This is a genomic window from Methylocapsa polymorpha, assembly GCF_045689225.1.
Taxonomy (GTDB): Bacteria; Pseudomonadota; Alphaproteobacteria; order Rhizobiales; family Beijerinckiaceae; genus Methylocapsa; species Methylocapsa polymorpha.
Genome location: NZ_CP136862.1, coordinates 1,359,785 through 1,384,095, shown reverse-complemented (window position 1 = coordinate 1,384,095; position 24,311 = coordinate 1,359,785). Strand labels below are relative to the sequence as shown.

The 24,311-nt window shown below is 60.2% G+C and carries 22 protein-coding genes; 11 read left to right on the top strand and 11 right to left on the bottom strand.

Annotated features, from left to right (window positions below):
* Nucleotides 1–245 precede the first annotated feature (245 nt).
* Complete coding sequence (gene dnaN, locus RZS28_RS06480; RefSeq protein ID WP_407340513.1) at nucleotides 246–1,364, top strand: DNA polymerase III subunit beta; 1,119 nt, start codon at nucleotides 246–248, stop codon at nucleotides 1,362–1,364.
* 109 nt (nucleotides 1,365–1,473) lie between these two features.
* Here dnaN and RZS28_RS06475 read toward each other — a convergent pair whose 3' ends face one another.
* The 3 genes from RZS28_RS06475 to RZS28_RS06465 form a co-directional block, all read right to left on the bottom strand.
* A complete protein-coding gene (locus RZS28_RS06475; RefSeq protein WP_407340512.1) occupies nucleotides 1,474–2,511 on the bottom strand; it encodes an alpha/beta fold hydrolase in 1,038 nt (345 codons plus the stop codon).
* A gap of 443 nt (nucleotides 2,512–2,954) precedes the next feature.
* The gene (locus RZS28_RS06470) at nucleotides 2,955–3,491 is read right to left on the bottom strand and encodes a hypothetical protein (protein WP_407340511.1); all 537 of its coding nucleotides are present in this window, start codon (nucleotides 3,489–3,491) and stop codon (nucleotides 2,955–2,957) included.
* Between the two features lie 688 nt (nucleotides 3,492–4,179).
* Complete coding sequence (locus RZS28_RS06465; RefSeq protein WP_407340510.1) at nucleotides 4,180–4,521, bottom strand: hypothetical protein; 342 nt, start codon at nucleotides 4,519–4,521, stop codon at nucleotides 4,180–4,182.
* Nucleotides 4,522–4,708: 187 nt separating this feature from the next.
* Here RZS28_RS06465 and efp point away from each other — a divergent pair, with 187 nt between their 5' ends.
* The 3 genes from efp (at nucleotide 4,709) to RZS28_RS06450 (ending at nucleotide 6,780) form a co-directional block, all read left to right on the top strand.
* Nucleotides 4,709–5,275 carry an elongation factor P gene (gene efp, locus RZS28_RS06460; RefSeq protein ID WP_407340509.1) on the top strand — a complete coding sequence of 189 codons (567 nt, stop codon included), beginning with the start codon at nucleotides 4,709–4,711 and terminating at the stop codon, nucleotides 5,273–5,275.
* A gap of 67 nt (nucleotides 5,276–5,342) precedes the next feature.
* Nucleotides 5,343–6,134, top strand: a complete 792-nt coding sequence (locus RZS28_RS06455) for an inositol monophosphatase family protein (protein ID WP_407340508.1) — start codon at nucleotides 5,343–5,345, stop codon at nucleotides 6,132–6,134.
* Between the two features lie 253 nt (nucleotides 6,135–6,387).
* Nucleotides 6,388–6,780 (top strand): DUF2852 domain-containing protein, encoded by a 393-nt coding sequence (locus RZS28_RS06450; protein WP_407340507.1) that lies wholly within the window; start codon nucleotides 6,388–6,390, stop codon nucleotides 6,778–6,780.
* 151 nt (nucleotides 6,781–6,931) lie between these two features.
* Here the strand turns inward: RZS28_RS06450 and arfB are convergent, their stop codons facing one another.
* Complete coding sequence (gene arfB, locus RZS28_RS06445; RefSeq protein WP_407340506.1) at nucleotides 6,932–7,354, bottom strand: alternative ribosome rescue aminoacyl-tRNA hydrolase ArfB; 423 nt, start codon at nucleotides 7,352–7,354, stop codon at nucleotides 6,932–6,934.
* Nucleotides 7,355–7,442: 88 nt separating this feature from the next.
* Here arfB and RZS28_RS06440 point away from each other — a divergent pair, with 88 nt between their 5' ends.
* Nucleotides 7,443–8,432, top strand: coding sequence for an extensin family protein (locus RZS28_RS06440; protein WP_407340505.1), 990 nt, complete (start codon nucleotides 7,443–7,445; stop codon nucleotides 8,430–8,432).
* Between the two features lie 127 nt (nucleotides 8,433–8,559).
* Here RZS28_RS06440 and RZS28_RS06435 read toward each other — a convergent pair whose 3' ends face one another.
* Entirely contained in the window at nucleotides 8,560–9,462 is a 903-nt protein-coding gene (locus RZS28_RS06435) for a sterol desaturase family protein (protein ID WP_407340504.1), read from the bottom strand.
* 334 nt (nucleotides 9,463–9,796) lie between these two features.
* Here RZS28_RS06435 and RZS28_RS06430 point away from each other — a divergent pair, with 334 nt between their 5' ends.
* Nucleotides 9,797–11,017, top strand: a complete 1,221-nt coding sequence (locus RZS28_RS06430) for an MHYT domain-containing protein (RefSeq protein WP_407341059.1) — start codon at nucleotides 9,797–9,799, stop codon at nucleotides 11,015–11,017.
* Nucleotides 11,018–11,123: 106 nt separating this feature from the next.
* Here the strand turns inward: RZS28_RS06430 and RZS28_RS06425 are convergent, their stop codons facing one another.
* The 4 genes from RZS28_RS06425 to RZS28_RS06410 all read right to left on the bottom strand — a co-directional run bounded on the left by RZS28_RS06425 (nucleotide 11,124) and on the right by RZS28_RS06410 (nucleotide 13,053).
* Nucleotides 11,124–11,609: a cupin domain-containing protein gene (locus tag RZS28_RS06425; RefSeq protein WP_407340503.1), complete on the bottom strand. Its 486-nt coding sequence runs from the start codon at nucleotides 11,607–11,609 to the stop codon at nucleotides 11,124–11,126.
* Between the two features lie 608 nt (nucleotides 11,610–12,217).
* Nucleotides 12,218–12,373 carry a DUF3309 family protein gene (locus RZS28_RS06420; protein WP_407340502.1) on the bottom strand — a complete coding sequence of 52 codons (156 nt, stop codon included), beginning with the start codon at nucleotides 12,371–12,373 and terminating at the stop codon, nucleotides 12,218–12,220.
* Between the two features lie 44 nt (nucleotides 12,374–12,417).
* Complete coding sequence (locus RZS28_RS06415; protein ID WP_407340501.1) at nucleotides 12,418–12,723, bottom strand: plasmid stabilization protein; 306 nt, start codon at nucleotides 12,721–12,723, stop codon at nucleotides 12,418–12,420.
* A 129-nt stretch (nucleotides 12,724–12,852) separates the two neighbouring features.
* Nucleotides 12,853–13,053: a CsbD family protein gene (locus RZS28_RS06410; RefSeq protein ID WP_407340500.1), complete on the bottom strand. Its 201-nt coding sequence runs from the start codon at nucleotides 13,051–13,053 to the stop codon at nucleotides 12,853–12,855.
* Nucleotides 13,054–13,822: 769 nt separating this feature from the next.
* Between RZS28_RS06410 and RZS28_RS06405 the strand changes: the two genes are divergently transcribed.
* Genes RZS28_RS06405 through RZS28_RS06390 form a run of 4 tightly spaced genes read left to right on the top strand, consistent with a single transcriptional unit; the run spans nucleotide 13,823 to nucleotide 19,477 of the window.
* Entirely contained in the window at nucleotides 13,823–14,908 is a 1,086-nt protein-coding gene (locus RZS28_RS06405) for a hypothetical protein (protein WP_407340499.1), read from the top strand.
* Nucleotides 14,909–14,955: 47 nt separating this feature from the next.
* Complete coding sequence (locus RZS28_RS06400; RefSeq protein WP_407340498.1) at nucleotides 14,956–15,783, top strand: FAD binding domain-containing protein; 828 nt, start codon at nucleotides 14,956–14,958, stop codon at nucleotides 15,781–15,783.
* Complete coding sequence (locus RZS28_RS06395; protein ID WP_407340497.1) at nucleotides 15,780–18,521, top strand: molybdopterin-dependent oxidoreductase; 2,742 nt, start codon at nucleotides 15,780–15,782, stop codon at nucleotides 18,519–18,521. Before RZS28_RS06400 ends, RZS28_RS06395 begins: the two co-directional genes overlap by 4 nt.
* Nucleotides 18,518–19,477 (top strand): antibiotic biosynthesis monooxygenase, encoded by a 960-nt coding sequence (locus RZS28_RS06390; protein WP_407340496.1) that lies wholly within the window; start codon nucleotides 18,518–18,520, stop codon nucleotides 19,475–19,477. The genes RZS28_RS06395 and RZS28_RS06390 overlap by 4 nt, the downstream gene beginning before the upstream one ends.
* Nucleotides 19,478–19,694: 217 nt before the next feature.
* On the opposite strand, the gene RZS28_RS06385 is transcribed toward RZS28_RS06390, so the two are convergent.
* A complete protein-coding gene (locus RZS28_RS06385; RefSeq protein WP_407340495.1) occupies nucleotides 19,695–19,922 on the bottom strand; it encodes a hypothetical protein in 228 nt (75 codons plus the stop codon).
* Between the two features lie 224 nt (nucleotides 19,923–20,146).
* Here RZS28_RS06385 and RZS28_RS06380 point away from each other — a divergent pair, with 224 nt between their 5' ends.
* Nucleotides 20,147–22,330 (top strand): carboxypeptidase-like regulatory domain-containing protein, encoded by a 2,184-nt coding sequence (locus tag RZS28_RS06380; protein WP_407340494.1) that lies wholly within the window; start codon nucleotides 20,147–20,149, stop codon nucleotides 22,328–22,330.
* A gap of 303 nt (nucleotides 22,331–22,633) precedes the next feature.
* Here RZS28_RS06380 and RZS28_RS06375 read toward each other — a convergent pair whose 3' ends face one another.
* Complete coding sequence (locus RZS28_RS06375) at nucleotides 22,634–24,058, bottom strand: aryl-sulfate sulfotransferase (protein WP_407340493.1); 1,425 nt, start codon at nucleotides 24,056–24,058, stop codon at nucleotides 22,634–22,636.
* Nucleotides 24,059–24,311 lie beyond the last annotated feature (253 nt).

The following is a 24,311-nucleotide window of genomic DNA, read 5'->3' as shown; positions in this document are numbered from 1 at the left end:
TACGGTCCTCCATCGATCCTAATCGCGGCGGTTTAAGGGCCGGTAAAAGGCGCTGGCGTTTGAGGGACAGAACCTTCGGACCGGACAGGCCGTCGCCTTTAGGTTGTAGCTCCAATTGGCTCAATTCGTCTTCAATAGGCCGCGACGGCTTGCGGTTTGAGCGCAGCCGCGCCAAAGTCTCGCCCCGCCCTGCGAAACAAGGCTTGCGCGAGCGGCGGATGGACCCAGAACCGGATGACCGCCCCATGAAAGTGACTCTCGAACGAGCGGCCTTGCTGAAGTCGCTCGGCCACGTGCACCGCGTCGTGGAGCGCCGCAATACGATTCCAATTCTGTCGAATGTCTTGCTGCAGGCGGACGGCCAATCCTTGCTTCTCAAGGCGACCGATCTCGACCTCGAAGTGACCGAGCGCCTGCCCGCCGACATTGGCCAGAAAGGCGCGACGACGCTTCCCGCGCATATCCTTTATGACATTGTCCGCAAATTGCCCGACGGCGCCCAGGTGACCCTTGAGGCGAGCGGCGAGAGCGGCCAATTGCAGCTGCGCTCGGGACGATCGCGCTTCAGCCTCCAGTCCCTGCCGGATAGCGATTTCCCCGATCTCGCCGCGGGCGAATTCAGCCATGATTTCAAACTAGCCGCGGGCGACCTCAAGAGGCTGATCGACAAGACCCAATTCGCGATCTCCAATGAAGAGACGCGCTACTATCTCAACGGCATTTTCCTGCATGCGATCGATGTCGAAGGCCATATGATGCTGCGCGCGGTGGCGACCGACGGCCATAGGCTCGCCAGGGTCGACATTCCCGCGCCCGCAGGCGCGGTCGGGATGCCGGGAATCATCGTGCCGCGCAAGGCCGTGGCCGAAGTGCAGAAACTCATCGAGGATCTCTCGCAGGAGGTGCAGGTCGAAATCTCGACGACCAAGGTGCGCTTCACCTTTGGCGATGTGGTGCTCACCTCGAAATTGATTGACGGCACATTTCCCGACTATGCGCGGGTCATCCCGTCCGGCAACGACAAGCGCCTCGTCGTCGATCGGGGGCCTTTCGCCGCTGCGGTGGATCGGGTCTCGACAATTTCCTCGGAGCGCGGCCGCGCCGTAAAACTCGCCGTGGCCGAGGGCAAGCTTACCCTGTCGGTCACCAATCCGGATTCCGGCTCGGCGGTGGAGGAGCTCGACGTCGATTATGATTCCGCGCCGATGGATATAGGCTTCAACGCCCGCTACCTCCTCGACATCACCGAGCAGCTCGACAGCGACACGGCGCTGTTCAAACTCGCCGATCCAGGATCGCCGACGCTGGTGCAAGACCGCGATGGCGCCGCCGCGCTCTATGTGTTGATGCCTATGCGGGTGTGATGGACGTCCGTTGGCGAGCAGGCGTAGCTGAGTCTTATCGGGCCAGGTTCGGTCGATGAAAAACGCAGTTTTGCATCTTCTAAGACTTCAATCACTTCAGAAATATTCATCATTTGGATGTGGCGTCACAGTCGTGACCATGAGCCTTCAACAAACATGGTGAAAGCTCGGCCGCGAGGTCGCCCACATGCCTGAGCATGAGCTCCCAATGATCGCCCGGCACGAGGTGAAGCTCAAATTCTCTTGACAGTTTACGCCAGATCCTCGCTGGATTTTCAGGAACCATGAAGTAGAAAGTCTTTGCTCTAAAGAACGTTATCGTTCCGTCGTAGTAGCGGGGGCGGTAGCGGGCTCGGGCCGCCCAATGGGCTTGGGACACGCGTTTAACTGGAAGCAGAAGGGATGGACCGCTAACCTGCTCCAGGCCAAATCTCCGCCGAAGCCATGTGATTGCATGGGAATAAATCGCGCGGGGCGGCGTCTTCAGTAATTTGGCGGCGCGGTGTTCGGTGATCCGGCGTAGGACTGTGAGCCGCGATATCAGCGGCCAATAGGGTCGGTCCGGACAGCTGTCCAAGAACGCAAGAAATGCGATTTTCTCGCCGGCTTGCGAAAGGCGGTGCGCCATTTCCATGGCCACCAATCCACCGAAGGAGTACCCGGCAAGAAAATATGGCCCCCGCGGCTGAACTTCCCTGATGACGTCCACGTAAAGCTGCGCCATCTCTTCAACCGTCTCACATGGCGCGCTCTCGCCATCAAGTCCTCTTGCTTGAATCCCGTAGACCGCGTGGCGCGACTCTATGCTTTTTCCGAGCGGCAATAGCTGCGTGATGTAGCCGCCCAAGCCATGGACGATGAAAAGCGGATGACGAGCATCGCCAGGTTTCAGCAAGACGAGAGTCGAAAACTGAGGCGTGGGGGCGCTCCCGACGGCGTCAGCCAGCTTCGCGGCTGTGGGCGCGTCGTTAATAGTCGTGACCGGTAGGCGCCGGCCGGTCTCTTGTTCGATTTCCAGAAACAAACGCGCTGCGATCAGGGAATCCCCCCCGAGATCGAAAAAATTATCATCAGGAGAGATCTGCGATCTTTGTAGTAGCCTCTGCAGATTCTCAATAATAATATTGTATATGTAAGAATTATCCACTCGCGTCGCTTTCAAAATTCGTCGTCACAATCTGATTATCTTTCATGATACAGACAAGCTATCGTCGATTTTGGTGATAAAACCTTTACGGCGTCCGGCTTTAAGCTTTAATTTTTACTAAGCGCAATTTTTGGCAATTGGTTTTGGCCATCTGGTTGAAGCAAATTAGTCCGCGCCGCATTTGCGTGCAAGACGATGCGTTCGGCCGATATGATCCGCTATATCCGACAGGGTCGCCTCTTCGCCGATCAGAGGCGGCGCGGGAACATTTCCAGCGGCTCCGCCTGCGCCCGATCCCCATGGCCCGCTGGCGCGCCCATGGCCGGCCGGAACGCGCGGTTGATCGGGATTGTATTTTTCCAGCGCATCCAGCGCAGCGGAGTCGAAGCCGAAGCGCTGGATGCGCTATCAAGAATTAGCCCGTCAATCCTGCGGCGAAAGTTTCAGCGCCTCGAGAGCGCGCCAGGCCCGTTGAAGCGCTGCCCGAGCTCGTAGTCGTCGGCCGCTGTGAACAACGCGATAAGCTCTTCGTCCGCAAATCTCTCTTTGTCGCCACTGTTCAACGCGATCAGATAAGGCACGATCCTGTGCGTCAATTCTCCGACGCCCTGAATTTTTCGCACTCCCGTCGCATCGAGCGGCGATAGGGGGAGCATTCGAATGAGTATCGTAAATTCATATACAATCTTGCTTAATACGATCGTCTTGTTTTGAGAGCTGAGTCCCGCGAACCACTTAGTTGGCAATTGTTCCACCATAACCCACCATAGCGATGGCGACGTCGGTGACCTCGGTGAGCTTCTGCAGAGACCGAGAGGCCCGATCCTGTTTTCCACATCGATCGTCGGCTGGACTGAAACGCTCTGGTCGATCACCTCGATGCGCTTGTTGAAAAGGGCGAAACCAGAGCTGAGATCTGGTCGCGCCTGATCAATGTGCGGGTGGGAAGGGCTTGGACGTCGCATGACGCCAAGCTTCATGGAAGACGCCGCCTAGCCCGTAATCATCCGGCATTGCAAACAGCAAGTTGATGAGGGCCTCGTCTGCATATCGCTTGGCGTCATCAGAATTCAACGCAATGAGGTAGGGAGCGATGACATGCTCCATTTCTCCGATGCCGTGCAGCTTACGGAAGGAGCCGTTATCAGAAGGCGACGTTGTGACATCTCTTATTATGAGAGTGAATTCATGGACGAGTCTGATTAGCACGAGTGTTTTGTTTTGGACACTTAAGCTAGCAAACCATCTTGCGGGCGACTGAGCATCTATATTCGTCATTCCTCGATTGGTAATATCCGAACGCGGCTTCCGCCCCCACCAGACGGGCCTGAATCTGGATGAAAAGTCTCGTCCAGGCCCGGTTTCAGGCTCGGCAGTATTTCGTCGGTCGGCTGCGTTCGCCAATATTCAAGAGAGCTTTTTGCTTTCTGATCCGATTCGTATGTGGAATCTGGATGTATTCGTCTCAACGGCGGCCGTTCGTCCGCCTGCGCATATTGCTGACCTCTGGTCCCAGCGCCTGCGCCTCCATCCGATCCCCATTGCCCGCTGGCCCGTCCATTGCCGGCCGGAACGCGCGGCTGATCGGGATTGTATTTTTCCAGCGCATCCAGCGCGGCTGGGTCGAGGCCAAGGCCTTTCATCAGCGCGCGGGGCGAAAGACCGCCTTTAAGAAGTTCGTCCGCCGCGAAAAGGGGCGAAAGCCTGCTCCTCGGTCAAGGGCGGCACGCGGGCGAAGGTCAGATGAAGCTGCGCGAGAAATTTTTCGCCCCGGCTCCAGAGGTCCTGGGCTTTTCGCATGATATCGAGGATTTGTGGGGACAGGGCGCGTCCATGGGCCCCCGCGAGCAAAGCGAGCGCTCGAGGCTCTTCGCCGTCCAGCGCTCGCGTTGCGAGCAAGGTATCGGCGCCGAGCAAGAACCCTTCGTCCATGATTTCCAGGCTGTGGCGAAGCCGCCGCATGCGTCGCCGTTCGCCAAATCTCGTCTCCAGATCGTCAAGCTCAATCACCAAACCCTTCCGCGAGATGGCCTCGAAGATTCTGGCGGCAGCTCAATCGATACCGGTAATCCTACCAAAGGTCAGCAGGGAACAAAGATCCGGAGGAAAGCGCGTAAGATGGATCGCCCCTTGTTCGGGTTGACGCGCGCCCGGCGGGCGGGCACATGAACCCGGACGCTGGAGCAAGATGAAATCAATGCCTAAAATAAACGGAAATCAGATCGCGCCCGGCAATGTCATCGAACATGACGGCGGACTCTGGGTCGCGGTGAAAACCAATGCGGTGAAGCCTGGCAAGGGCGGCGCCTTCAATCAGGTCGAGCTGAAAAATCTCATCGACGGACGCAAGCTCAACGAAAGATTTCGCGCCGACGCGACTGTCGAGGCGATCGATCTCGAGCTCAAGGATTTCAGCTTTCTCTATGCGCAAGGCGAGAGCCTCGTCTTCATGGATCTGGAAAGCTATGAGCAGATCGAGCTCGCCTCCGATTGGGTCGGGGAACGCGCGGCCTTCCTGCAGGACGGGATGAAGGTCACGTTGCAAATGCACGAGGCCCGCCCGATCAGCATCAAGCTTCCGACCCATGTCATTTTGGAGATCGTCGAAGCCGATCCCGTCGTGCGGGCCCAGACCGCCACCTCTTCCTATAAGCCCGCGAAGCTTGAAAACGGTCTGCGCGTGCTTGTGCCGACCTTTATCGAAGCCGGCGAAAGAATCGTCGTCGACACGAATGACGTCGCCTATATACGCCGCGCGGAATAGACGCGCAGCGGCATCCTCGGCGCATTGTCGATTGAACGGCGCGCGGCGCTCTCCTTGAGGCATTTGAATGATCAGATCCGCATTGATGAATGTGATGACGGCGGCCGCGCTCAAGGCCGGGCGCGGCTTGAAGCGCGATTTCGGCGAGGTCGAAAACCTGCAGGTCTCGGTGAAGGGACCCGGCGATTTCGTCTCCGCGGCCGATCGCAAGGCCGAGAAAGTCCTTCATGAGGAACTGAGCAAGGCGCGGCCAGGCTATGGCTTCCTGCTCGAGGAAAGCGGCAAGATCGAAGGCGCCGACAAGAGCCACACCTGGTTCATCGATCCGCTCGATGGAACCACCAATTTCCTGCATGGCTTGCCGATCTTCGCGATCTCGATCGGCCTCGCGCGCGAGGGGCAGATCGTCGCCGGGCTCGTTTATAATCCAGCGACGGACGATATGTTCATCGCCGAAAAGGGGCAGGGCGCCTATCTCAACAACCGGCGTCTACGCGTCGCTGCGAGAAAGGACATGGCCGATACTTTGATCGGCTGCGGCGTTCCGCATCTCGGCAAGGCCAAGGAGCATCCCCGCTTCAAGACGGAGCTTTCGGAGGTCATGGCCCATGTCGGCAACATCCGACGCCTCGGCGCGGCGGCGCTCGACCTCTGCTTCGTCGCGGCGGGGAACTATGACGGCTTCTGGGAGCGCAATTTGCAGCCCTGGGACATTGCCGCCGGAATTATCATGATCAGGGAGGCCGGCGGTTTTGTCACCGATGCGGATGGCGGCCATGACATGCTGGCCAAAGGCTCGATCTGCGCCGGCAATGACGCGATCCATCGCAATCTGCTCAATCTTATCCGGGCGGCCTAGGCCGCCCGGCTCTCCAAAGCTCCGCTCTCGCGAGAATTTGATCCTGCCCGACTTAAAGATCCCAAACGCCAACTTATATCTTACCCGCGCCACTCGGCGCCGCTTTGTTTCGGCGAGGCGATTATGCAGGAGCGGACAAATGAGCGCTGACATGGGTAGAGCTTACGAGGCATCCTCGGCGAGACGGGACGGCGGATCCGGCTGGAGCGGATGCCGGGGCGGTCACTCTTGGAAGCCAGTTGAATTACTCGCGATGGTTCTGGGCTTCATCGTCTTTTGGCCGATCGGGCTCGCGGTCATCGTGTGGAAGCTTTGGCAGAAAAAAACAGGCTACGAAGGCGACATCGTCTCTTTCGGGCGGGAGAAATGGGAAAATAGCGCGAATTGGCGATGGGCCTGCGGCTCCGGCCGCTGGGGCTCGGGGGCCAATCCTTGGCACGGCTTCGGCTCGACCGGCAATCTCGCCTTCGACGATTGGCGGTCCGCCGAACTCGCGCGGCTCGAAGAGGAGCGCCAGAAGCTCGTTCAGGCCGAGCGCGAATTCGCCGAATTCATGGAGAATCTCCGTCGCGCCCGAGATCGCGAGGAATTCGACCGATTCATGAACGAGCGGCGCAATCAGCAAGGGCCGACTACGTCGGTTTAATTTTCATGCGGGCGCGGTTCTAGAGCGCGTTCCGATTGGATGGAATCATCCAATCGATAAGAACTCGCTCCAGATTAATAAGTTGGAGCATGTTCTAATCGAAAAAGTCGATCAACTTTTTCGGAACATGCTCTAGCTGCGTCCTTAAATTTCACTCCGGCGGCGCGGTTCTGAGCCTTTTGGTCTCGCCGCGCCGCACCTTGCTCTCGACCCGGCGCTTGCGGGCGGCGAGGGTCGGACGGGTTTTTATGCGCGGCTTCGGTTTCTCCGCCGCCGTGGCGATCAAGCGAAGCAATCTCGCCAAAGCTTCCTGACGATTGAGGTCCTGCGAGCGCTGCGTCTGGGCGAAGATCACGAGCACGCCGTCCTTCGTGAGCCGGCTGCCTGCTAACCGCTCGAGGCGTCGCTTCACCGCCTCGCTGAGAGATGCGGAATTCGTCACGTCGAACCGCAATTGCGCTGCAGTTTCCACTTTGTTTACGTTTTGTCCCCCTGGGCCGCCGGCGCGCGCGAAGGAGAAGGCGAGTTCCGCCTCGTCGATCGAGATCTCCGGCGTCACCGCGATTCGCGCCATGACCTTGGCCCCCTTGCCCGTCGAAGTTTCGAAACCATTAACCGCGATGCTTTAGCGCAGTTTAATAAATTGCGCGCATGTCTCGGCAATGGCGCGCCGCATCCTGCCATTCGCCGTTACTGCGGTTCTCATCGGTTCGCTGGCCGGCTGCTCGAATTATGAGACGCCGCGCCGGCCGGCTTGGCGCGGCCAAGCCGAAAATGCCTGCCTCGCGCAAAGGCTCATTCATGTCTCGGCCTATGTTCAGCCGGCGCGCGAAATCGATGGGCCGGGCATCTGCGGCCTGACCCGGCCGTTCAGGGTCAGCGCCCTGCAGGATGGCGCGGTCAGCTTCAACGCAAGCTATCTGCTCGATTGCCCGATGATCGCCGCGCTCAACGCCTGGCTCGCCGACATTGTCCAGCCGGCCGCTCAGGCGCGGTTCGGCCAGCCGGTGGTCCAGATCGATTCAATGGGCTCTTATAGTTGCCGGGCCATGAACAATCAGCCAGGCGCGCGCATTTCCGAACATGCTTTCGGCAATGCGCTCGACATTGGCGGGTTCCGGCTCGCGGACGGGCGGGAGATCTCGATCGTTCGCGATTGGACGCGGGGCGACGATCAGACGCGCTCCTTCCTGCAGGACGTCCACGCCGGCGCGTGCTCTCATTTCACGACGGTGCTCGGACCCGGCGCCAATATATTTCACTATAATCACATCCATACCGATCTCGCGATGCACGGCAATACCTCGACAGGTCCGCGCCGGGTCTGCCGCCCAATGTTGGGGCCGAGCATGACGCCAGAGCCGCCGCACGACGGACTGCCCAATGCGCCGGAGATCGACGATGACGTCGACATGGCCGAAGGCAAAGTCCGCAACGGCGGAGCGCTCGCCATGCATGCCGGGCCGGGTTCGGCGCCGGTCGCCAGCATCCCGCCGGAATATTTCATCGCGGCGATGAAAACGCCCGCGCCGCGCGCCTATGCGCCGGTGCGCCCGGAGCCTATGCGTGGCTCGCTGCGCGAAGACGGCGCTTTCGTTCCCGAGGGCAATCCATCCGATTGGGATCTGCCGCCCTCGCCTGTGCGCCGCTAGAGCGTCTGCTGGTCAAGTGAGGGATGGAAGGCTAGCGACAACGCTGATCTTGCAAGCGCAGCAGTGGCGCATTTTGGTCGCGCCGATATCGCGCCGATTTCGGAGAAGCCTTCGGCAAAGCCTAGGCTCACTCTCGCGCGAGGATTGCGGAAACGGAAAGCGCGTTTTCGCGCGGCATTTGCGCCTGCGACGAGCCTGGCGGCGCGAATAGCGCGCGGAAACGCTCTGACCAGCTTGCGGCGGCGCGCAGGTCATGGAACATCGCGGCCCATTCGCCGAGCGCGATTCTGACCGGGTTGAACGTCGGCGCGCCTCCAACAAGGCCGTAGCGGAGCGGCTGGTCGCTTGGCGCCTCGGCGAAACTGCCGAAGAGACGATCGAAAATGATCAGGACGCCGCCATAGTTCTTATCGAGGCATTCGGCATTGGAGGCGTGGTGCACGCGATGATGGGCTGGCGTGTTCAGCACCCATTCCAAAGGCCCAAGCCCTGGGCTGAGCTCGGTATGGATGAAGAACTGGTAGAGCAGATTGACCCCGAGCATCGCGATGATGGCGAAGGGATGGAAACCGATCCAGGCGAGCGGCAGGAAGAACAGAAAATTGCCGGAGATGTTGCCCGTCCAGCCGAGACGCACCGCCGCGGTCAGGTTGAGCCTCGTCGCCGAGTGATGGACGGAGTGCGTCGCCCACATCCAGCGGATGCGATGTGCGGCGCGATGGTGCCAATAATAGAAGAACTCGGTTCCCAGGAAGAGGCCAAGAAGCGCAAGCGCGCTTGTCTGATCAAAGTCGAGGAGGCGGTGTCCATAGGCAAAGGCAAAGGGCGCCGCCACGATGACGGCCTCGACGCTACGGACGAGCGAGTGGCCGGTCGCGACGCCGAGCGAGGCGGCGCTCTCGCTAAGATCATGCGTGTCGCGATGGGCGAGACGCCCGAGGCCATATTCCAGCGCCATGAGGCCCAGCGCGGTCGCTAGCGCGATCGCGCTCATTTGAAGGCCCAATGGCGAGGGCGGATAGGTCAACATAGCGAAACTCTTCAGGATTGGAGACAGGTATAAGAAGGAGGCTACGGCGTCCATGTCATTGGCTTATCGCCGGCATGAGACATTTGGTGTCGGCTGGTCATCGCCGCGCATGCGGGTCGGCCGAAAAGGAATGGCCTTAGCCTCGGCGGGACCGCTGGGAAGCTTGAAGACGTAGCTTTGGCGCATCCCAGCCATCGTCGGACCCCAATTGAATTTTCCCATTTTCAATTTATGGTGGCCGCTCTAATTTATATGGGAGCCCGGGTCAAAAGTTTCGACTGATCGAACCTGCCAATAATGGCGTAACCGGGCAGGGAGGACGGAGGCTGCATTGATGCCTCTTATCTATGATCCAAGCCTAGTTCTTCTTTCCCTCGCCGTCGCCATCCAGGGCAGCTATGTTTCGCTCCGCATTGCCTTGCAGATCGGTGGATCGCACGGGCTAAAGCGGAGGCTGCTGCTGACAGGCGCCGCGTTTTCGCTGGCGGTCGCCATCTGGGGCATGCATTTCGTCGGAATGCTGGCTGCGCGCTTTCCAGTAGCCGTCAACTATCTAGTGCTTCCAACGCTTCTCTCGTTTCTCGTCTGCGTGCTGGTCGTCGGCATTGCTCTCGAAGCTGTAAGTCTTGGCCAGCGCACGCATTTTACCCTCATCGCCGCGCCAATTATCATGGGCGGCGGCATCGTGACGATGCATTACATCGGCATGTGGGCGCTGCATGAAAGCGCCCACATGTCGCATAACGCCTTCATCGTTGCGGTAAGCATTTTGATCAGCGTTGTCGCGTCGGCTGTGGCTCTCTGGCTCACCTTTGACAATGTGCGGCGACCTTCGCTTTTCATCTGCGCGACGCTCCTTGGTCTGGCGATCTCGGGGATGCACTATACGGCGATGGCCGGCACGACATTTTATCCGCTTCCGACTGCGATCTCCCCGAACTCTCCGGCGGTATCGCCAGCTCTTCTGGCGATTGTCGTCGCGGTTGTCGCTTTCGCGCTGTCCGGTGTCTTCCTTTTGACATTCGTCCCGGAGCAGTCGAGCAAGGCGCCGAAACCGGCGGCGGCCCCGCCGACGCCGCAAGTCGAATTAAGCTTGTCTACGGAAGCCATTCCGGGAAGCGAAACGGGAGAAGAGCCGCGAGTTGAATCGATTGCCGGCGTCATTGCCTTGGCGCCATCGCCGCCGCTTGCAGCTAAGACGCTTCCAATAGAACGCGAAGGCGTCAAAAGATCAATTCGGGCGGAGCATATATTCGCGGTTCATGCCGATGCGCATTATACGTTCGTATTCGATGGCGTCGACAGCATTTTCTGTCCCCTTTCCATCGGGGAAGTCGAGGAGCAATTGGCGGGGGAAGCTTTCTTGCGCGTTCATCGCAGCCATCTCGTCAACCTGGATCATGTCAAATGCGTCCGCCGGGCTGGCGACAACGCCATCGCCGAATTGATTGGCTCGCAGCCTCACACCGTCCCGGTGAGCCGCACGAAATTCAATGAGCTTCGAGCCTTGTTGAAAGAGCGAGCCTTTCGGGTGGGGGATGAGCTTCGCGCCTGACATGAGATTTAGGCGCCGCGTCCCATGAGGCTTGACCGTTTTGAGCGGCTGAATCGGCGAGGCCGCTCGGCCCCTCGAAAATTGCTTGCCTCGTCAGGGCTGTGCGCTATTTGGGCTTCGGCCAATAGCCCGTCGGCGCCCCCGCCGGCCCGACGGGGACCGTTTCGACGGGGCCTATTCCGACGATTTGCACGATGACCTCCTCGTCTCCCGCCCCGTCCCAATGGACCGCTCCCGCAGGATGCAAGACATAGGATCCGGTCTTCATCGGCGCGGCTTTGTTGAAATCAAGCTCCTCGCCCACGCCCATCCACCAGGTTCCCTTGATCACCGTCACATGCCGATCCTGTGAATGAAAATGAGGATTCGAGTGAGCGCCAGGCGGAAACCTGTTGCGGACGACATAAACGCCGGGCTTCGAAGGATCGCCGAACAGAACCGCTTGCTGGGGGCCTACGCCAAACGGGCTTTTGAAAGGAATCTGCTCTGGCGTCATCCTGATGAAGCCGTCATCGGTCTGCGCCGCAACTGGCGGACAGAGGGCGGCAGCAAAGAAAATTGTCCCTTTGATCGCGGCGCTGACGGATTTCACTTGAAGCCCTCCCGTGCGACACGGTCTTGCCGTGATTTTGTCGGCGTCAACCCGATAAGCAAATGCTCACATAAGCTGTCATAATCTATCGTTTTAGTCAATAAACCGATCTATTACTGCGCCATTGCGACTTCATGCTCTGGCGCCGACAGTCGAACCAGCCTGATCTTGGGAGCGGCGAACGAAACTGTGGATTTTGAGCGGTCGTAGTTTTCTCGACGGTCGCGCCGCAGCTATGCCCGCGGGACTCGTTCAATCGCATTAAACTTTGCCGTGATTCTCAACGTCCCGCCGCGTGGTCGCATCACGGGCGCAGAAGCGGTCCATGCCGGATAAGCGCGACCTCACGAGAATGTTCCTTTGCCGCTTTAAACAGTTCGCGTCCGCGTTCTACGGCGTCACCTGTAGCCGGCGTTGTGTTCCTGCCATTAAGCAAAAGGCGTGACGCGGGCGACGCGCCACCCGCGCGCTACGGATGCGCTCTCTTCGCGACATCCGATCTGATAATGCTAGCTGTTCCGATGGACGCCTCGTTAAGTGACCTCCATCACCGCCATCAGCTCTACTTCGCGTAGTCGAGCCCAACTTCGTCAGAATCCCTTGAAGAGCTATATTCGTCCCAGCAAAGCCAGAACTAGCACCACCACGAGAACCGTGCCGAGCAAACCACCCGGTCCGTAACCCCAGCCAGCGCTGTAGGGCCACGCAGGCAAAGCGCCGATCAACAACAGGATCAGGACAACGATCAGAACCGTCGAAATCATTTCGCAATCTCCTCAGTTGTGTTGTGATCTCCCCTTGGAAGAACTTATCCGGAAACGTTGCGCCTGCGGGTCACGGCGCCGCGCTTAGCCGCGGCCGACCGCTCCCCAGCAGGACGCCTCGCCGAGGCCTCGCCGGCAAGCCGGCCGCCTTTCTCAGACGACGCATGATTTTCGGGTTTCCCACGGCCAGAACCGCTCTCTTTCCCGCCGCCGCTTTCCTTGTTCACGGTCGCCCAGGCTCTGCGCTCGGCTTCCTTCTCGGGAACGCCGCGCGACTCGTAACCATCAGCGATGTGGTCCGCTTTGCGTTCCTGCTTATCGGTATATTTCGACTTGTCGCCGCGTGGCATTCTACTCTCCGATCGGAGGCCATTGTAAACGATCGCCCGCGCAAGGCCGGCTCAAGGCTGGATTCGCCAGCGCGATTCGGCCCGGCGGCAGGCGCAAGCCCGCAAAAGCTTGCGCCTGTGACGCATCGATCAATGCATGGTCTTCAGCCAGCTATCGATTTGCTCGCGCACGGCGTCCTTGCCGAGGCCGTAGCGCTCCTCGATCTTGCCTTCGAGCTGCTCGCGACGTCCGGCGATTTTCTCAAGATCATCATCTGTGAGGTCGGCCCATTTTTCCTTGATTTGGCCCTTCACCTGCTTCCAGTTTCCCTCGATCCGATTCCAATCCATTGAACCATCCTTTCGATAACGCGCTGCGCGTTTCTTGGCGGCAGCGTGGGACAAATGATTATGAGTACGATTGGGTTCCAGCTCCGCCGGCGCCGAATTTCGAGGGCAGCCGCGCCTTGGCGGTTGGTTTTGCAACGCTTCATGCTGATCGCTGGCGCCGCGCTTTTATGTGGGCGTCTATGTCATCTTACATAAATCGAACTCCGATGGCGCCATGACGGCGTCTTTGCAGTGCGCGATGGGATTCACGCGAGTGGCTGTTAGCCAAATGTCATGGCGTCGTCACGCGAAGCCCTCGTTGCATTTGTGAAATGGCAGCCGCTTGATTAGTTCGGATTCGCCAATGGAAATTGGTTCGGGTCTAGATTTCCTTACGCCGCTCGGCGAAGGCTCCGCATCAATCGACGACGTTGTCTTCGAGTCGCTCGATGATTGTTTTGCTTCTTGAGGATTGGTTCATCGACGACCTTTCAGCAAGCTCAGGACCAAGGCGCATGTGGTCTTGGCCGGTTGCGCCGCTCGCTCTTGCGTTGTCGAGCACAAGCAGGACGACTCCTCCAACGGCCCTTCCGGCTGGGCGTTGCCGCCCGATCGCTGCTTCGCAGCCGCCATGATCGATAGTTGCATGTTGTCGAAAATGCACGGCGAAAGGCGTGCAGAATAGTTGGCGATCCGACCCGGCGCGGACTTGCAAGACAGGTCGATTCGAGCCAAGCTCATTTTCGAAGCTTCGGTCATTGGAGAGCGTCAGGTGCATATTGCGTCGGTTATGAAACAGCGAATCTACGCCGTAGCGGCGGCTGGCGCGCTGAGCGCGACCTCCGTGTTCGCCGCCGAGCTGCCGGGGTACCTACAGCCTATCGCAGGTCCTCTCGAGTCTAGTCCACAGAAGACAGCGGCGCGCAACGTGCTCGCGCTCAACACTGCAATGTTTGGGCTCTATGCCGATTCCGGGCGGATCTTCCAGAAGAACATTCTGGCGCAGCATCCGGTGATCCTGGCCCTTTTCTCTGGGGCCGGCGGTCGATTCATACTCTATAGGCCGGGCGCGCCGACGCTGGAAGCGCCGCAGGTGCCGATCGTCTACCAGCTTCTTAAATCCGTCGCGCACAGCGTCATGGCGTTGGGTGAGGTGGTGACGCCTTATCTGGACAACGCCACGGACCGATCCTGGCGCGGACCGCTGTTGGCTTACCGCAGCCAGATGCAGACCGCGCTTGACAGCTTGGACGCGACCGACATGGACGCGGACTGGCGCGCCAACAGCCGCGTCATCCTGCGGAACAATATCGCCTTCATGGACTCCTGCGCTGCGAACGGCGTCGTGCCGCTCGCGGACCTTCAGGCCTTCGCGCAGAAGCAGGCGCCCCTACTGAAGAAGAATATCGCTTGGGCCGCCCAGACGCAGGTCGGACACTGGATGCGCGTGGTCGGCGAGTGGAAGAAGGAGCTTGGCGGCGACTGGGACAAGACCTACGCCGCGAGCAACACAATCTATGTCGCGCGTCAAAACAACGTGCTCTTCAGCGTTTTGGCCCAATTCTTCGGTCCGGATACGATCAACAGCCGATTGATGTTGATCGAGACGATCTCCTTCACCACAACTCCGGACGACATGCTGGAGGCGCTGACGCGGATCATCGCCGACCGTTCGGTGGGAGCGCTGTTCTTCGGCAACTACTACTTGATGGACTATGAGCTGATGGGGGGCGACGGACGCGCGGCGATCATCGCCGAGGACGCCAAGCGCGGCGCGCCGCCCTTCCTGCCGCCGGCGACGCCGTTCGGCTCCCATCAGTGGCCGACCCTTATCACGCCGGGGGCCGGCCCGGCCTCGCTTGCCGACCTGCCTTGATCACGCGAGCACGCCATGCGCCATCCCCTCTGCGCGAGAGCGCTCCGATGAATCTCAACACAGTGACGACCGTGCTGCGGCCGGAATCGGCTCATAACATCAGAGAATGGCGCGACGGCTATGCGTGGCTGGCCGGCGGCACTTGGCTTTTCTCGGAGCCGCAGCTCGCCACCGACACCTTGATTGATCTGGAAGGGTTCGGCTGGCGCGCGCTCGAGATTGTCTCCAGTGGTCTTGAGATCGCGAGCACCTGCAGCATCGCCGAGCTCTATCGCTTCGACGCGCCGGGGGAATGGACGGCGGCGTCCCTGTTTGGCGCCTGCTGCAACGCGTTGCTGGCGTCATTCAAGATCTGGAACATGGCCACGGTCGGCGGGAACATCTGTATGTCTCTGCCGGCCGGGCCGATGATCTCGTTGACCGTGGCTTTGGAGGGCGTCTATGTTCTCTGGCCGCGCGGGGCGCCGCCGCGTGAGGTCGCCGCAGTTGACTTCGTGACCGGAAACCACGCGAATCTGCTACGGCCAGGTGAGCTGCTACGCAGCGTCCATTTGCCGTCGCGCGCGCTCCGGCGGCGCGCGGCGTTCCGCCAGGCTTCGCTCACCAATCTCGGACGCTCGGCGGCGCTGTTGATTGGCACGCTGGACCCGGCCGTCGGGGACCTGCTGCTGACGATCACCGCGGCCACGCCGCGGCCAATACAGCTCCGTTTTGCGATCATGCCGTCGGCCGAAGCTCTCCGCGCCGCTATCGACGGAAGCATCGCCGCAGACGGCTATTTCGACGACGTGCATGGCTCGGCCGAATACAAGCGCCATCTTACTTACTATATGGCGGAAGAGATCAGGGCGGAGCTGGCGGGGATGTGGACATGAGCAGCTTTGCGCCTGTCGTGGAGTTCGCCGTCAGGCGATCGCAGTTCAATGTCAACGGCCGGACGTTTGCGGCCGAGCCGCAGGCCGGGCAGTGCCTGCGGACCTTCTTGCGCGAGCAGGGCTATTTCGGGGTAAAAAAAGGGTGCGACGCAGGCGACTGCGGCGCTTGCACGGTCTGGCTGGATGGGGCGCCGGTTCATTCCTGCCTCGTGCCGGCGTTCCGCGCCGCCGGACGCGTGGTCACGACCATTGAGGGGCTCGCGCCTGCAGGCGGACTGCATCCGGTGCAGTGCGCTTTTCTCGACGCTCAAGCGTTCCAATGCGGCTTCTGCACAGCCGGAATGATCATGACCGCGGCCTCGCTCGACGCCGAGCAGCGGAATGACCTGCCGCACGCGCTGAAGGGCAACCTCTGCCGCTGCACCGGATATGGTTCGATCGAGGAGGCATTGCGCGGCGTGGCTTCCGCCGAGCCTGACGTGGCGGGAAGGGCCTGCGGCGCGAGCCTCAACAATCCGTTCGGGGAAGCAATCGTGACGGGTCGGGCCCGCTACACGATGGATGTCGCGATCGAGGGAGTGCTTCATCTTAAGGTGCTGCGGTCGCCGCACGCTCATGCTCGCATTCTCCGCATCGGGCGCGAACGGACCGAGGCGTCGCCAGGCGTGGTCGCGGTGTTCACCTGGGAAAACGGGCCGCGCCAGCTCTACAGCACCGCGACCCATGAGGACCATTTGGCGGATCCTGACGACAGCTACGTGCTTGACGACGTGGTGCGATTCGTTGGGCAGCGGGTTGCAGCGGTGGTGGCGGAGAGCGAGGCGGCGGCGGAGGCTGGTTGCCGTCTGCTCGACATCGAATATGAGCTGCTGCCTGCAGTGTTCGATCCCGTGGCGGCGATGGCGCCGGGCGCGCCGGTGCTGCATGAAAAAGGCATCGCGGCCTACGGCAATGTCTATGTCGATATTCATGGCGAGGTCGGGAGCGTCGCAGACGGTTTCGCCGCCGCGGACGTGGTGCATGAGAGGACCTACTCCACGACGCGGGTGCAACATGCACATCTTGAGACCCATGGTTCGATCGCCTGGACCGACGCCGATGGGCGCATCCATGTGCGCACCAGCTCCCAGGCTCCGTTCATCGTCCAGCAAAAGCTCTGCCACATCTTCGCGCTTCGCACGCGGGACGTGCATGTGTTCACCGAACGAGTGGGAGGCGGATTCGGCGGCAAGCAGGAGATGATCTGCGAGGATCTGTGCGTTCTCGCCACGCTCAAGATTGGGCGGCCGGTGAAGTGGGAGTTCACTCGGGAAGAGCAGTTCATCGCCGCCACCACGCGCCACCCCATGACGACGGGGGTCAAGCTGGGCGCCCGCCGCGACGGAGTGCTAACCGCGATCGAGTTCAACGTCGTGTCGAATACCGGCGCCTATGGCGGCCATGCAGGAGAGACATTGGCGGCCTCGCTGGGAGGCCCGCTGATCGCTTATCGCTGCGCCAACAAAAAGGCCGACGCCTACGCCGTGTATACCAATGTCGTTCCAGCCGGCGGCTTCCGCGGCTATGGTTCGTCGCAGACGACTTTCGCGCTCGAATGCGCAATCGACGAGCTTGCCGACCAGCTAGGTCTCGACCGATTTGAGATCCGCCGACGCAACATGATCCGGCCGGGCGACTGGATCGAATCAGTATGGAGTGAAACCTCCGACCTTGATTTCGGAAGCTATGGCCTCGACCAGTGCATGGACCTCGTCGAGCGGGCGCTGGCGAGTGGCCGCGGGAAAACCCGGCCGGCCGGCGATGATTGGCTGGAAGGAACCGGCATCGCTCTCGCCATGCTCGAGTGCGGCCCCCCGACGGAGCATCGTTCTGGCGCCGAGATGCAAATGTTGCCTGATGGCGGCTATCGCCTCGCCGTGGGCTCGACAGAAATGGGCAATGGTTCGGTGACGTCGCACCGGCAGATCGCCGCGGAGGTGCTGGGCTGCCGGGCGGGGCGGATCTCGATCATCAACGCCGATACAGACCTGACGCCATATGACACCGGCACCTTCGCCAGCACCGGCACCGTGGTGGCCGGGCAGGCGGTGGCGCTGACGGCGGCAGCGATGCGCGACAATATTCTCGACTATGCGAGCCGTCACACTGGCCTGCCCGTTGGCGATTGCCGGCTGGAGGCGGAGGCTGTTGTGTGCGGCGGCAGACCGATCGCGCTTGCGGCGCTGCACGCCGCCGGCGTCAAGGTTGGCCATCGGTTCGAGGCCAAGCGCAAGGCCTATCTTTCGCCGCGCACGGTTGCGTTCAACGCGCATGGGTTTCGCGTCGCGGTGCATCGCGTCACCGCCGAGGTGCGCATTCTGCAGAGCGCGCACGCCGCCGATATCGGGCGGCTGATCAACCCGATGCAGTGCCGTGGCCAGATCGAGGGCGCGATCGCGATGGGGATCGGCTGGGCGCTTACGGAGAACATGATGCTCGACGCGGCTGGGTCGGTGGTCAATCCGTCGCTGCGCAACTACCGCATACCTGCTTTCGCCGACGTTCCTCGCGCCGAGGTATATTTCGCCGAAACCTATGACCACATCGGGCCGCTTGGGGCAAAATCACAGGGCGAGTGCGCAATCAATCCGGTTGCGCCTGCGCTGGCCAACGCGATCGCCGATGCAACCGGCGTGCGGTTTGCGCATCTGCCGCTGACGCGCGACCGGATGTTCGCCGCGCTGGGCAAAGGGCGATGAGCGCAGCGGCGCCGGGTGCAGGCGGCGTGACGGTGGTGACGCAGACCCGCGTGCGCGACGGCAGGGCCGAGGCGTTTGCCCAATGGCAGCAGACGATCAGCGCCGAGGCGGCGGCAAGCCCTGGTTTCGTCGAGCAGAGCATCATGCCGCCGCACCCGCCAGCTCAGGTCGATTGGGTGATCCTGCAGCGTTTCACGACCTCGGACGCAGCGGTGGGGTGGTTGCGCTCGGAGCGGCGTCTAGCGCTGCTTGCGGAGGCCGCGCCATTGCTCGCAGGGCCTGATGACGTACATCTTGTGCGCGACGCCGGCTCTGGCGTCATGCCGGCGCCTGTGTCGGTGGTGATTTCGACTCGGATCAAGCCCGATCGGGAAGTTGAATACCGTCGCTGGGAGCAGCGGATTGCGGCGGCGCAGGCGCAATCCGCTGGGTTCCAGGGCTATCGTATCGAGCCGCCGATACTTGGCGTGCAGGACGATTGGCTGGCGATTATCCGCTTTGACAACGAGGAGCATCTACAGGCATGGCTTGATTCGCCGGAGCGGAGGAAACTGCTGAAGGAAGGCGAGCCGTTCATCGACGAGGTGCGCGCGCGCATAGTGCGGAGCGGGTTCGGACAATGGTTCACCTCAGGCGACCGCACGGGCCAAGCGCCCGCGGCCTGGAAGCAAAACATGATTGTTCTTCTGTTGCTCTATCCGGTGGTGTTCCTGTTCGGCGCATGGGTGCAGGCGCCATTGCTGCTGGGATGGGCGCAGCTGCCATTCTGGCTTGCGCTATTCATCGGCAATGTGGTGAGCGTATTGTCGCTGAACTGGCTGGTGCCCTGGACCTGCCGGGGCTTCGGATGGTGGCTAAGCCCCACCGGGGCCGTCCGCCGGACTGAAATCATCGGCGCTGGGCTTGTGGTCGCGCTTTACGCCATGTGGCTCTGCATCTTCTGGCGGATGTCGTAGCAGGCGGCGGAGAAGTCCGGCGGCTCTCAAGTGTGGAAATCGAGGCGATTGGACGGAATCAATTGCTCATGGCTGCGGCGTCCGGCGGCGCGACCTCAAGACGAGGGACGCGCCGCGCTAGGACAGAATCTTAGGGCGGCTTCAGCATCCGTGCCGGCTATGTGAAGGAAGGCAATACGGGCCGGGAGTTCGACGGCCACCTCCGATTAGTTATTTTCTATATTCCTTCTAGACTACTGATTGACAGGCGTTCTTCATTTCGAGCATATTGTTTCTTGTAAGAAGCAAACGAGTTTTCCGGCGCGGCAAAGGATGTCTCGGCGCCAGCGAAAGCCGTGTAGGCTGGAATCGGAGAAAAAGGACTTTCGGGCCGGTGACCAAGTTCGTCGCGCTCGCCAATGGTCTCGCGCTTGCGTTCAAAACAACGGTTCAAACGCAGCGCCAAGACGTCAACATCCTGAACGCCTCTTGTGACCCAACATAAAATTCTATGCGGAAATCAACTAAAGTGAAACATGAACATCGTCAGCGTCACTGGCGGAGCATGCCCGATCGAGATTTAGACGTAGACTGTGGCATGCCGCTATGAATCCTAGAGCGATGGAGACATGCCGAATGAAATAGATTGATACGGTTCCGTTCGCATATGAGGCGCAAGGGGAGCGGCGCATGACAATGACAAGTAGATGTTCAGGCTTCGCGGCGGTTTCCATCGCTGTGCTCTTGACCGCCTCTTCGGCTGGGTTTAGCGCGCAGCAAGATCCCGGCTCTTTAATCCGCATAGGCGACAGCGATCTCGGCGGCGTTGTCACAAGCAAAAATGGGCCTGAGGCCGGCGTGTGGGTCATCGCGGAAACGACCGACCTTCCCACCAAGTTCGTCAAGATCGTGGTCACGGATGATCAAGGTCGCTATGTGCTGCCCGAGCTCCCAAAAGCGAATTATAGCGTTTGGGTGCGCGGTTATGGACTTGTCGATTCAACAAAGGCTCAAACTGCGCCGGGCAGGATCGTAAATCTGACGGCCGCAGCGGCGCCAAGTCCTGCGGCGGCGGCGGAATATTATCCGGCTATCTATTGGTATTCGCTGCTTAAAATTCCGGACAAGAGCGTCTTCTCCGGGACAGGGTCAAATAGCAATGGCGCTCCAGCAGCCTTGAAGAGCCAAGAGCAGTGGCTTGACATCGTCAAAACGGATGGTTGCTTCACCTGTCACCAAATTGGCGACAAGGCGACGCGCACGATTCCCAAGGAATTGGGCCATTTCGAATCCTCGCAGGCGGCGTGGGAGCGGCGCATTCAATCGGGGCAGGCCAGCGGCGCGATGGTCAACGCAATTTCGAGGCTCGACTCAAACCGCGCATTGGCCCTATTTGCGGATTGGACCGACAGGATAGCCGCCGGCGAATTGCCCGCCGCGCAGCCTCAGCGGCCTCAAGGGGTCGAGCGCAATGTCGTCATTTCGCTATGGGACTGGGCCACCCCCACAGCCTACCTTCATGACGAGATTTCCACCGATAAGCGCAATCCTACGGTCAACGCAAATGGCCCGCTTTACGGGTCTCCAGAAGAGAGCACGGACTACGCTCCGATCCTCGATCCGGCGCAGAATTCGGCTAGCCAAGTGAAGCTACCCATCCGTGATCCGAATACTCCGTCCACCGTGGACGATCCTATTCTTGCGCCCTCGCCCTATTGGGGAGGCGAGCCCATCTGGAACAGTCAGGCCAATGCGCATAATCCGATGTTCGACGAATTGGGGCGCGTGTGGTTTACATCCAGAATCCGTCCGCCGAGCAATCCAGCCTTCTGCAAAGAAGGGTCGGGCAATCCCTCGGCGAAGCTGTTCCCCCTTGAAAGCTCCGGGCGTCAGGCGGCTGTGTATGATCCAAAAACGAAGAAGTTCACCCTGATCGACACGTGTTTCAGCACGCACCACCTGCAATTCGCTCAGGACGTCAACAACACCTTGTGGTTCAGCAGCGGTGGTGGCGGCGGAGTCGTTGGCTGGCTGAACAGAAGGGCGTTCGACGAGACTGGCGATGCGGCAAAGTCGCAGGGTTGGACCGCTCTCGTTCTCGACGCCAACGGCAATGGCCAGCGGGACGATTATGTGGAGCCCGGCGAGCCGGTTGATCCCACAAAAGACAAGCGGATCGCTGCGGCTTTCTATGGCATAGCGCCGAGCCCAGCCGATGGCTCCGTCTGGGGTTCGGTGGTGGGCTTTCCCGGCGCCGTCGCGCGACTTGACCTTGGGTCCGACCCGCCGGCTACGACTTTAGCGGAATATTACGAGTTGCCATGGAATGATCCCCGCGCGCCCGTTCATGGCTATTCGCCGCGTGGGATGGATATCGACAGCAATGGCGTCGTCTGGGCGTCGTTGGCGAGCGGGCATCTCGCCAGCTTTGACCGGCGCAAGTGCAAGGGCCCCTTGAATGGGCCAGCGGCGACGGGGCAACACTGCCCGGAAGGCTGGAGCCTCTACCCATTCCCGGGACCGCAGTTCAAGAACGTGACAGACTCGGGCAGCGCCGAGGCGAGCTACTATACCTGGGTGGATCAACATGACACGTTCGGGTTGGGCCAGAACGTGCCGATCGCCACCGGCAATGCGTCCGACGCATTATTGGCCCTGGTGGACGGTAAGTTCATTATTCTCCGGGTTCCATATCCGATGGGCTTCTACGCGAAGGGCATGGACGGTCGCATCGACGACAAAAACGCCGGCTGGAAAGGCAAGGGACTTTGGACGACATATGGCACTAGAACGCCGTTCCACATTGAGGGCGGCAAAGGAACAACGAGCAAGGTTGTGCGCTTCCAGCTTCGTCCCGATCCGCTCGCGAGGTGAGAAATCGACTTGGCGCTCTGTAGTCAAAGAGCCAACCCTCACCTGGGACTGTTGGCGCGTCTCCGCGCCTCAACGAAGTGCTACAGAGCTTTCAGTCAGGTTTCTTATCTGCGTCGCTTTTCACAGAGCCGGTGCAAACAAATCTCTCACGCCTTGAGTCTATTATACCTGACGTCTCAAGCAAAAGCATGCAGCTTGGCCCGGCCGGCGAAGCGCGCTGAGAGCGCGGCCTCGCAACTTTCCCTTTGTTTAGATCCGAAATCCGAATGCGGGATCGTCGGTGCTGGATGCTCAGGCAACGGTTCACGGCTTCGCAGGAATCCGAAACTCGGCGAGCGCCGGCGGAACCACCGCTTTTTCCGAATGCGCCGTTCCGGCTGGCGCCCATTCGTAAGGGACGGGCTGCGCGCGATACACCCAATTGCTTTGGCGATCCTGTTCTCCTTCGCCGAAGTTGCCGAAATAAGGGCTGATATATTCCCAGACGATCTCTCCCTTGGGCGTGACCTGAAAGAAACGCCCGTTATAACCTTCATCGATCAGCGTGTTGCCATTCGGCAGCCGTCTCGCGCTGCTGATGAAGCTCGACCGAAATGTCCAGCCTGGCTGTCCGGAACTTTCGCCGCTATATTCCCAAACGATTTCCTGCTTGATGGGATCGATCTCCAAGACGCGAGACCCTCCGGTCACCCCCAAGGCCACAGGCGGATACCCGGCTTCGCCCTGATTGTCGAAGACAAGGAGGTTGCCCGCCCCGGCCAGCCCCTCGGGAATTAGATGCGCGTCATGTTGGCCGGAGATCTGATCGATCGGCCGCGGCGCTTGTTTCTTGCCTCTGGTCACGACGTCATTGGCCGGATAATGCGGTCCCAGCGACCATACGACCTTACCGGTCTTTTTGTCGATGATGATGATGAAATTGGCGTTGCGGGAATCGATCAGGACATTGTCGGGATCGAAACGCTTGTCACCGCCTGTAAACCAGCGGTTGGGGCCAAGCACGCTCAGATTGTTCACGTGAAGATAGTCGGCTGTATTGGCGTTGCGGACCAAATTCAATTCGTCGGGAGTAAAACCGAATTCATCAAGGTGTTCGGACGCCACCCATTTCCAAACGATGGCGCCGCCCGGCTCTATTTCATAAATGACGTCGTCGAGAACTTGTGGCTGTGTGAAGCCTGGGATGGGATGCAGCAAATTGGCGAGGATCAGCGTGTTGCCGTTTGGCAAGCGTCTCAAGTCATGATGTTGTTGCGCGGCCCCGCCCGGCGCTTTGTCGCCGCCCCACTCCCAGACAGTTCTTCCATCCCAGTCGAGCTCGCCGATCGTTTTGGTCACCTCACGAATGGCGCGGCCGGGCACGAGTCCGGAGCCCTTCGCGTCTATGCTCGCCAGCGTAAGAAGGACATGGCCACGTCCGCCGCCAACAAGGGCCGGATCGAGAACGACGCTCGGAAACCCTGCATATTTCCACTCGCGCACGACATTGCCGTTAAGGTCAATGAGGCGAGTGATCTTGTCGGCCCCTGAGAACAGGACATAGCTGTTGTAGGCTTTCGCCGGATCATATCGCGTAACGCCTGTTGGATAGACGCTCGGCTCGGCCGCTGCTTTGAAGTTTGCCGCACCCAACGCCAATTGCGAAAGAACCACGGCGGTCGCTCCCCCGCGTCGCAGCAATGTAGCGCATTGCTTTTTGGAGACTTGGCCGGATAAGGTTTGCATCATGACGACTTGTCTCCCTCAAAAGGATGCGCTTTAAGCGGCGAGATATGCGCTGGGGACGCGCGAATGGCGCCACGTGCGGCTATCAGGACCCTCTTTGCGTGGAATCTGCTCATCGGCCGCGACCTACTGACCCTGATGAGGCGGCGGAGGACGGCCGTTGTGGCGAGACATGAATTGCTCCATCCTGCTAGGTCGCCATTGGCCTGCGCGGCAAGATATTCGATAAAGTCGATATATTAGATTGACAGTGAAA

Bases quoted from the DNA above. Each gene is read 5' to 3' on its own strand.
- RZS28_RS06400 (WP_407340498.1), top strand. From the start codon at position 14,956: ATGAATCTCAACACAGTGACGACCGTGCTGCGGCCGGAATCGGCTCAT.
- RZS28_RS06380 (WP_407340494.1), top strand. From the start codon at position 20,147: ATGACAATGACAAGTAGATGTTCAGGCTTCGCGGCGGTTTCCATCGCT.
- RZS28_RS06440 (WP_407340505.1), top strand. From the start codon at position 7,443: ATGGCGCGCCGCATCCTGCCATTCGCCGTTACTGCGGTTCTCATCGGT.
- arfB (WP_407340506.1), bottom strand. From the start codon at position 7,354: ATGGCGCGAATCGCGGTGACGCCGGAGATCTCGATCGACGAGGCGGAA.
- RZS28_RS06470 (WP_407340511.1), bottom strand. From the start codon at position 3,491: ATGAAGCTTGGCGTCATGCGACGTCCAAGCCCTTCCCACCCGCACATT.
- RZS28_RS06455 (WP_407340508.1), top strand. From the start codon at position 5,343: ATGATCAGATCCGCATTGATGAATGTGATGACGGCGGCCGCGCTCAAG.
- RZS28_RS06390 (WP_407340496.1), top strand. From the start codon at position 18,518: ATGAGCGCAGCGGCGCCGGGTGCAGGCGGCGTGACGGTGGTGACGCAG.
- RZS28_RS06395 (WP_407340497.1), top strand. From the start codon at position 15,780: ATGAGCAGCTTTGCGCCTGTCGTGGAGTTCGCCGTCAGGCGATCGCAG.
- RZS28_RS06420 (WP_407340502.1), bottom strand. From the start codon at position 12,373: ATGATTTCGACGGTTCTGATCGTTGTCCTGATCCTGTTGTTGATCGGC.
- RZS28_RS06430 (WP_407341059.1), top strand. From the start codon at position 9,797: ATGCCTCTTATCTATGATCCAAGCCTAGTTCTTCTTTCCCTCGCCGTC.
- RZS28_RS06415 (WP_407340501.1), bottom strand. From the start codon at position 12,723: ATGCCACGCGGCGACAAGTCGAAATATACCGATAAGCAGGAACGCAAA.
- RZS28_RS06410 (WP_407340500.1), bottom strand. From the start codon at position 13,053: ATGGATTGGAATCGGATCGAGGGAAACTGGAAGCAGGTGAAGGGCCAA.
- RZS28_RS06435 (WP_407340504.1), bottom strand. From the start codon at position 9,462: ATGTTGACCTATCCGCCCTCGCCATTGGGCCTTCAAATGAGCGCGATC.
- dnaN (WP_407340513.1), top strand. From the start codon at position 246: ATGAAAGTGACTCTCGAACGAGCGGCCTTGCTGAAGTCGCTCGGCCAC.
- RZS28_RS06450 (WP_407340507.1), top strand. From the start codon at position 6,388: ATGGTTCTGGGCTTCATCGTCTTTTGGCCGATCGGGCTCGCGGTCATC.
- RZS28_RS06405 (WP_407340499.1), top strand. From the start codon at position 13,823: ATGAAACAGCGAATCTACGCCGTAGCGGCGGCTGGCGCGCTGAGCGCG.
- RZS28_RS06375 (WP_407340493.1), bottom strand. From the start codon at position 24,058: ATGATGCAAACCTTATCCGGCCAAGTCTCCAAAAAGCAATGCGCTACA.
- efp (WP_407340509.1), top strand. From the start codon at position 4,709: ATGCCTAAAATAAACGGAAATCAGATCGCGCCCGGCAATGTCATCGAA.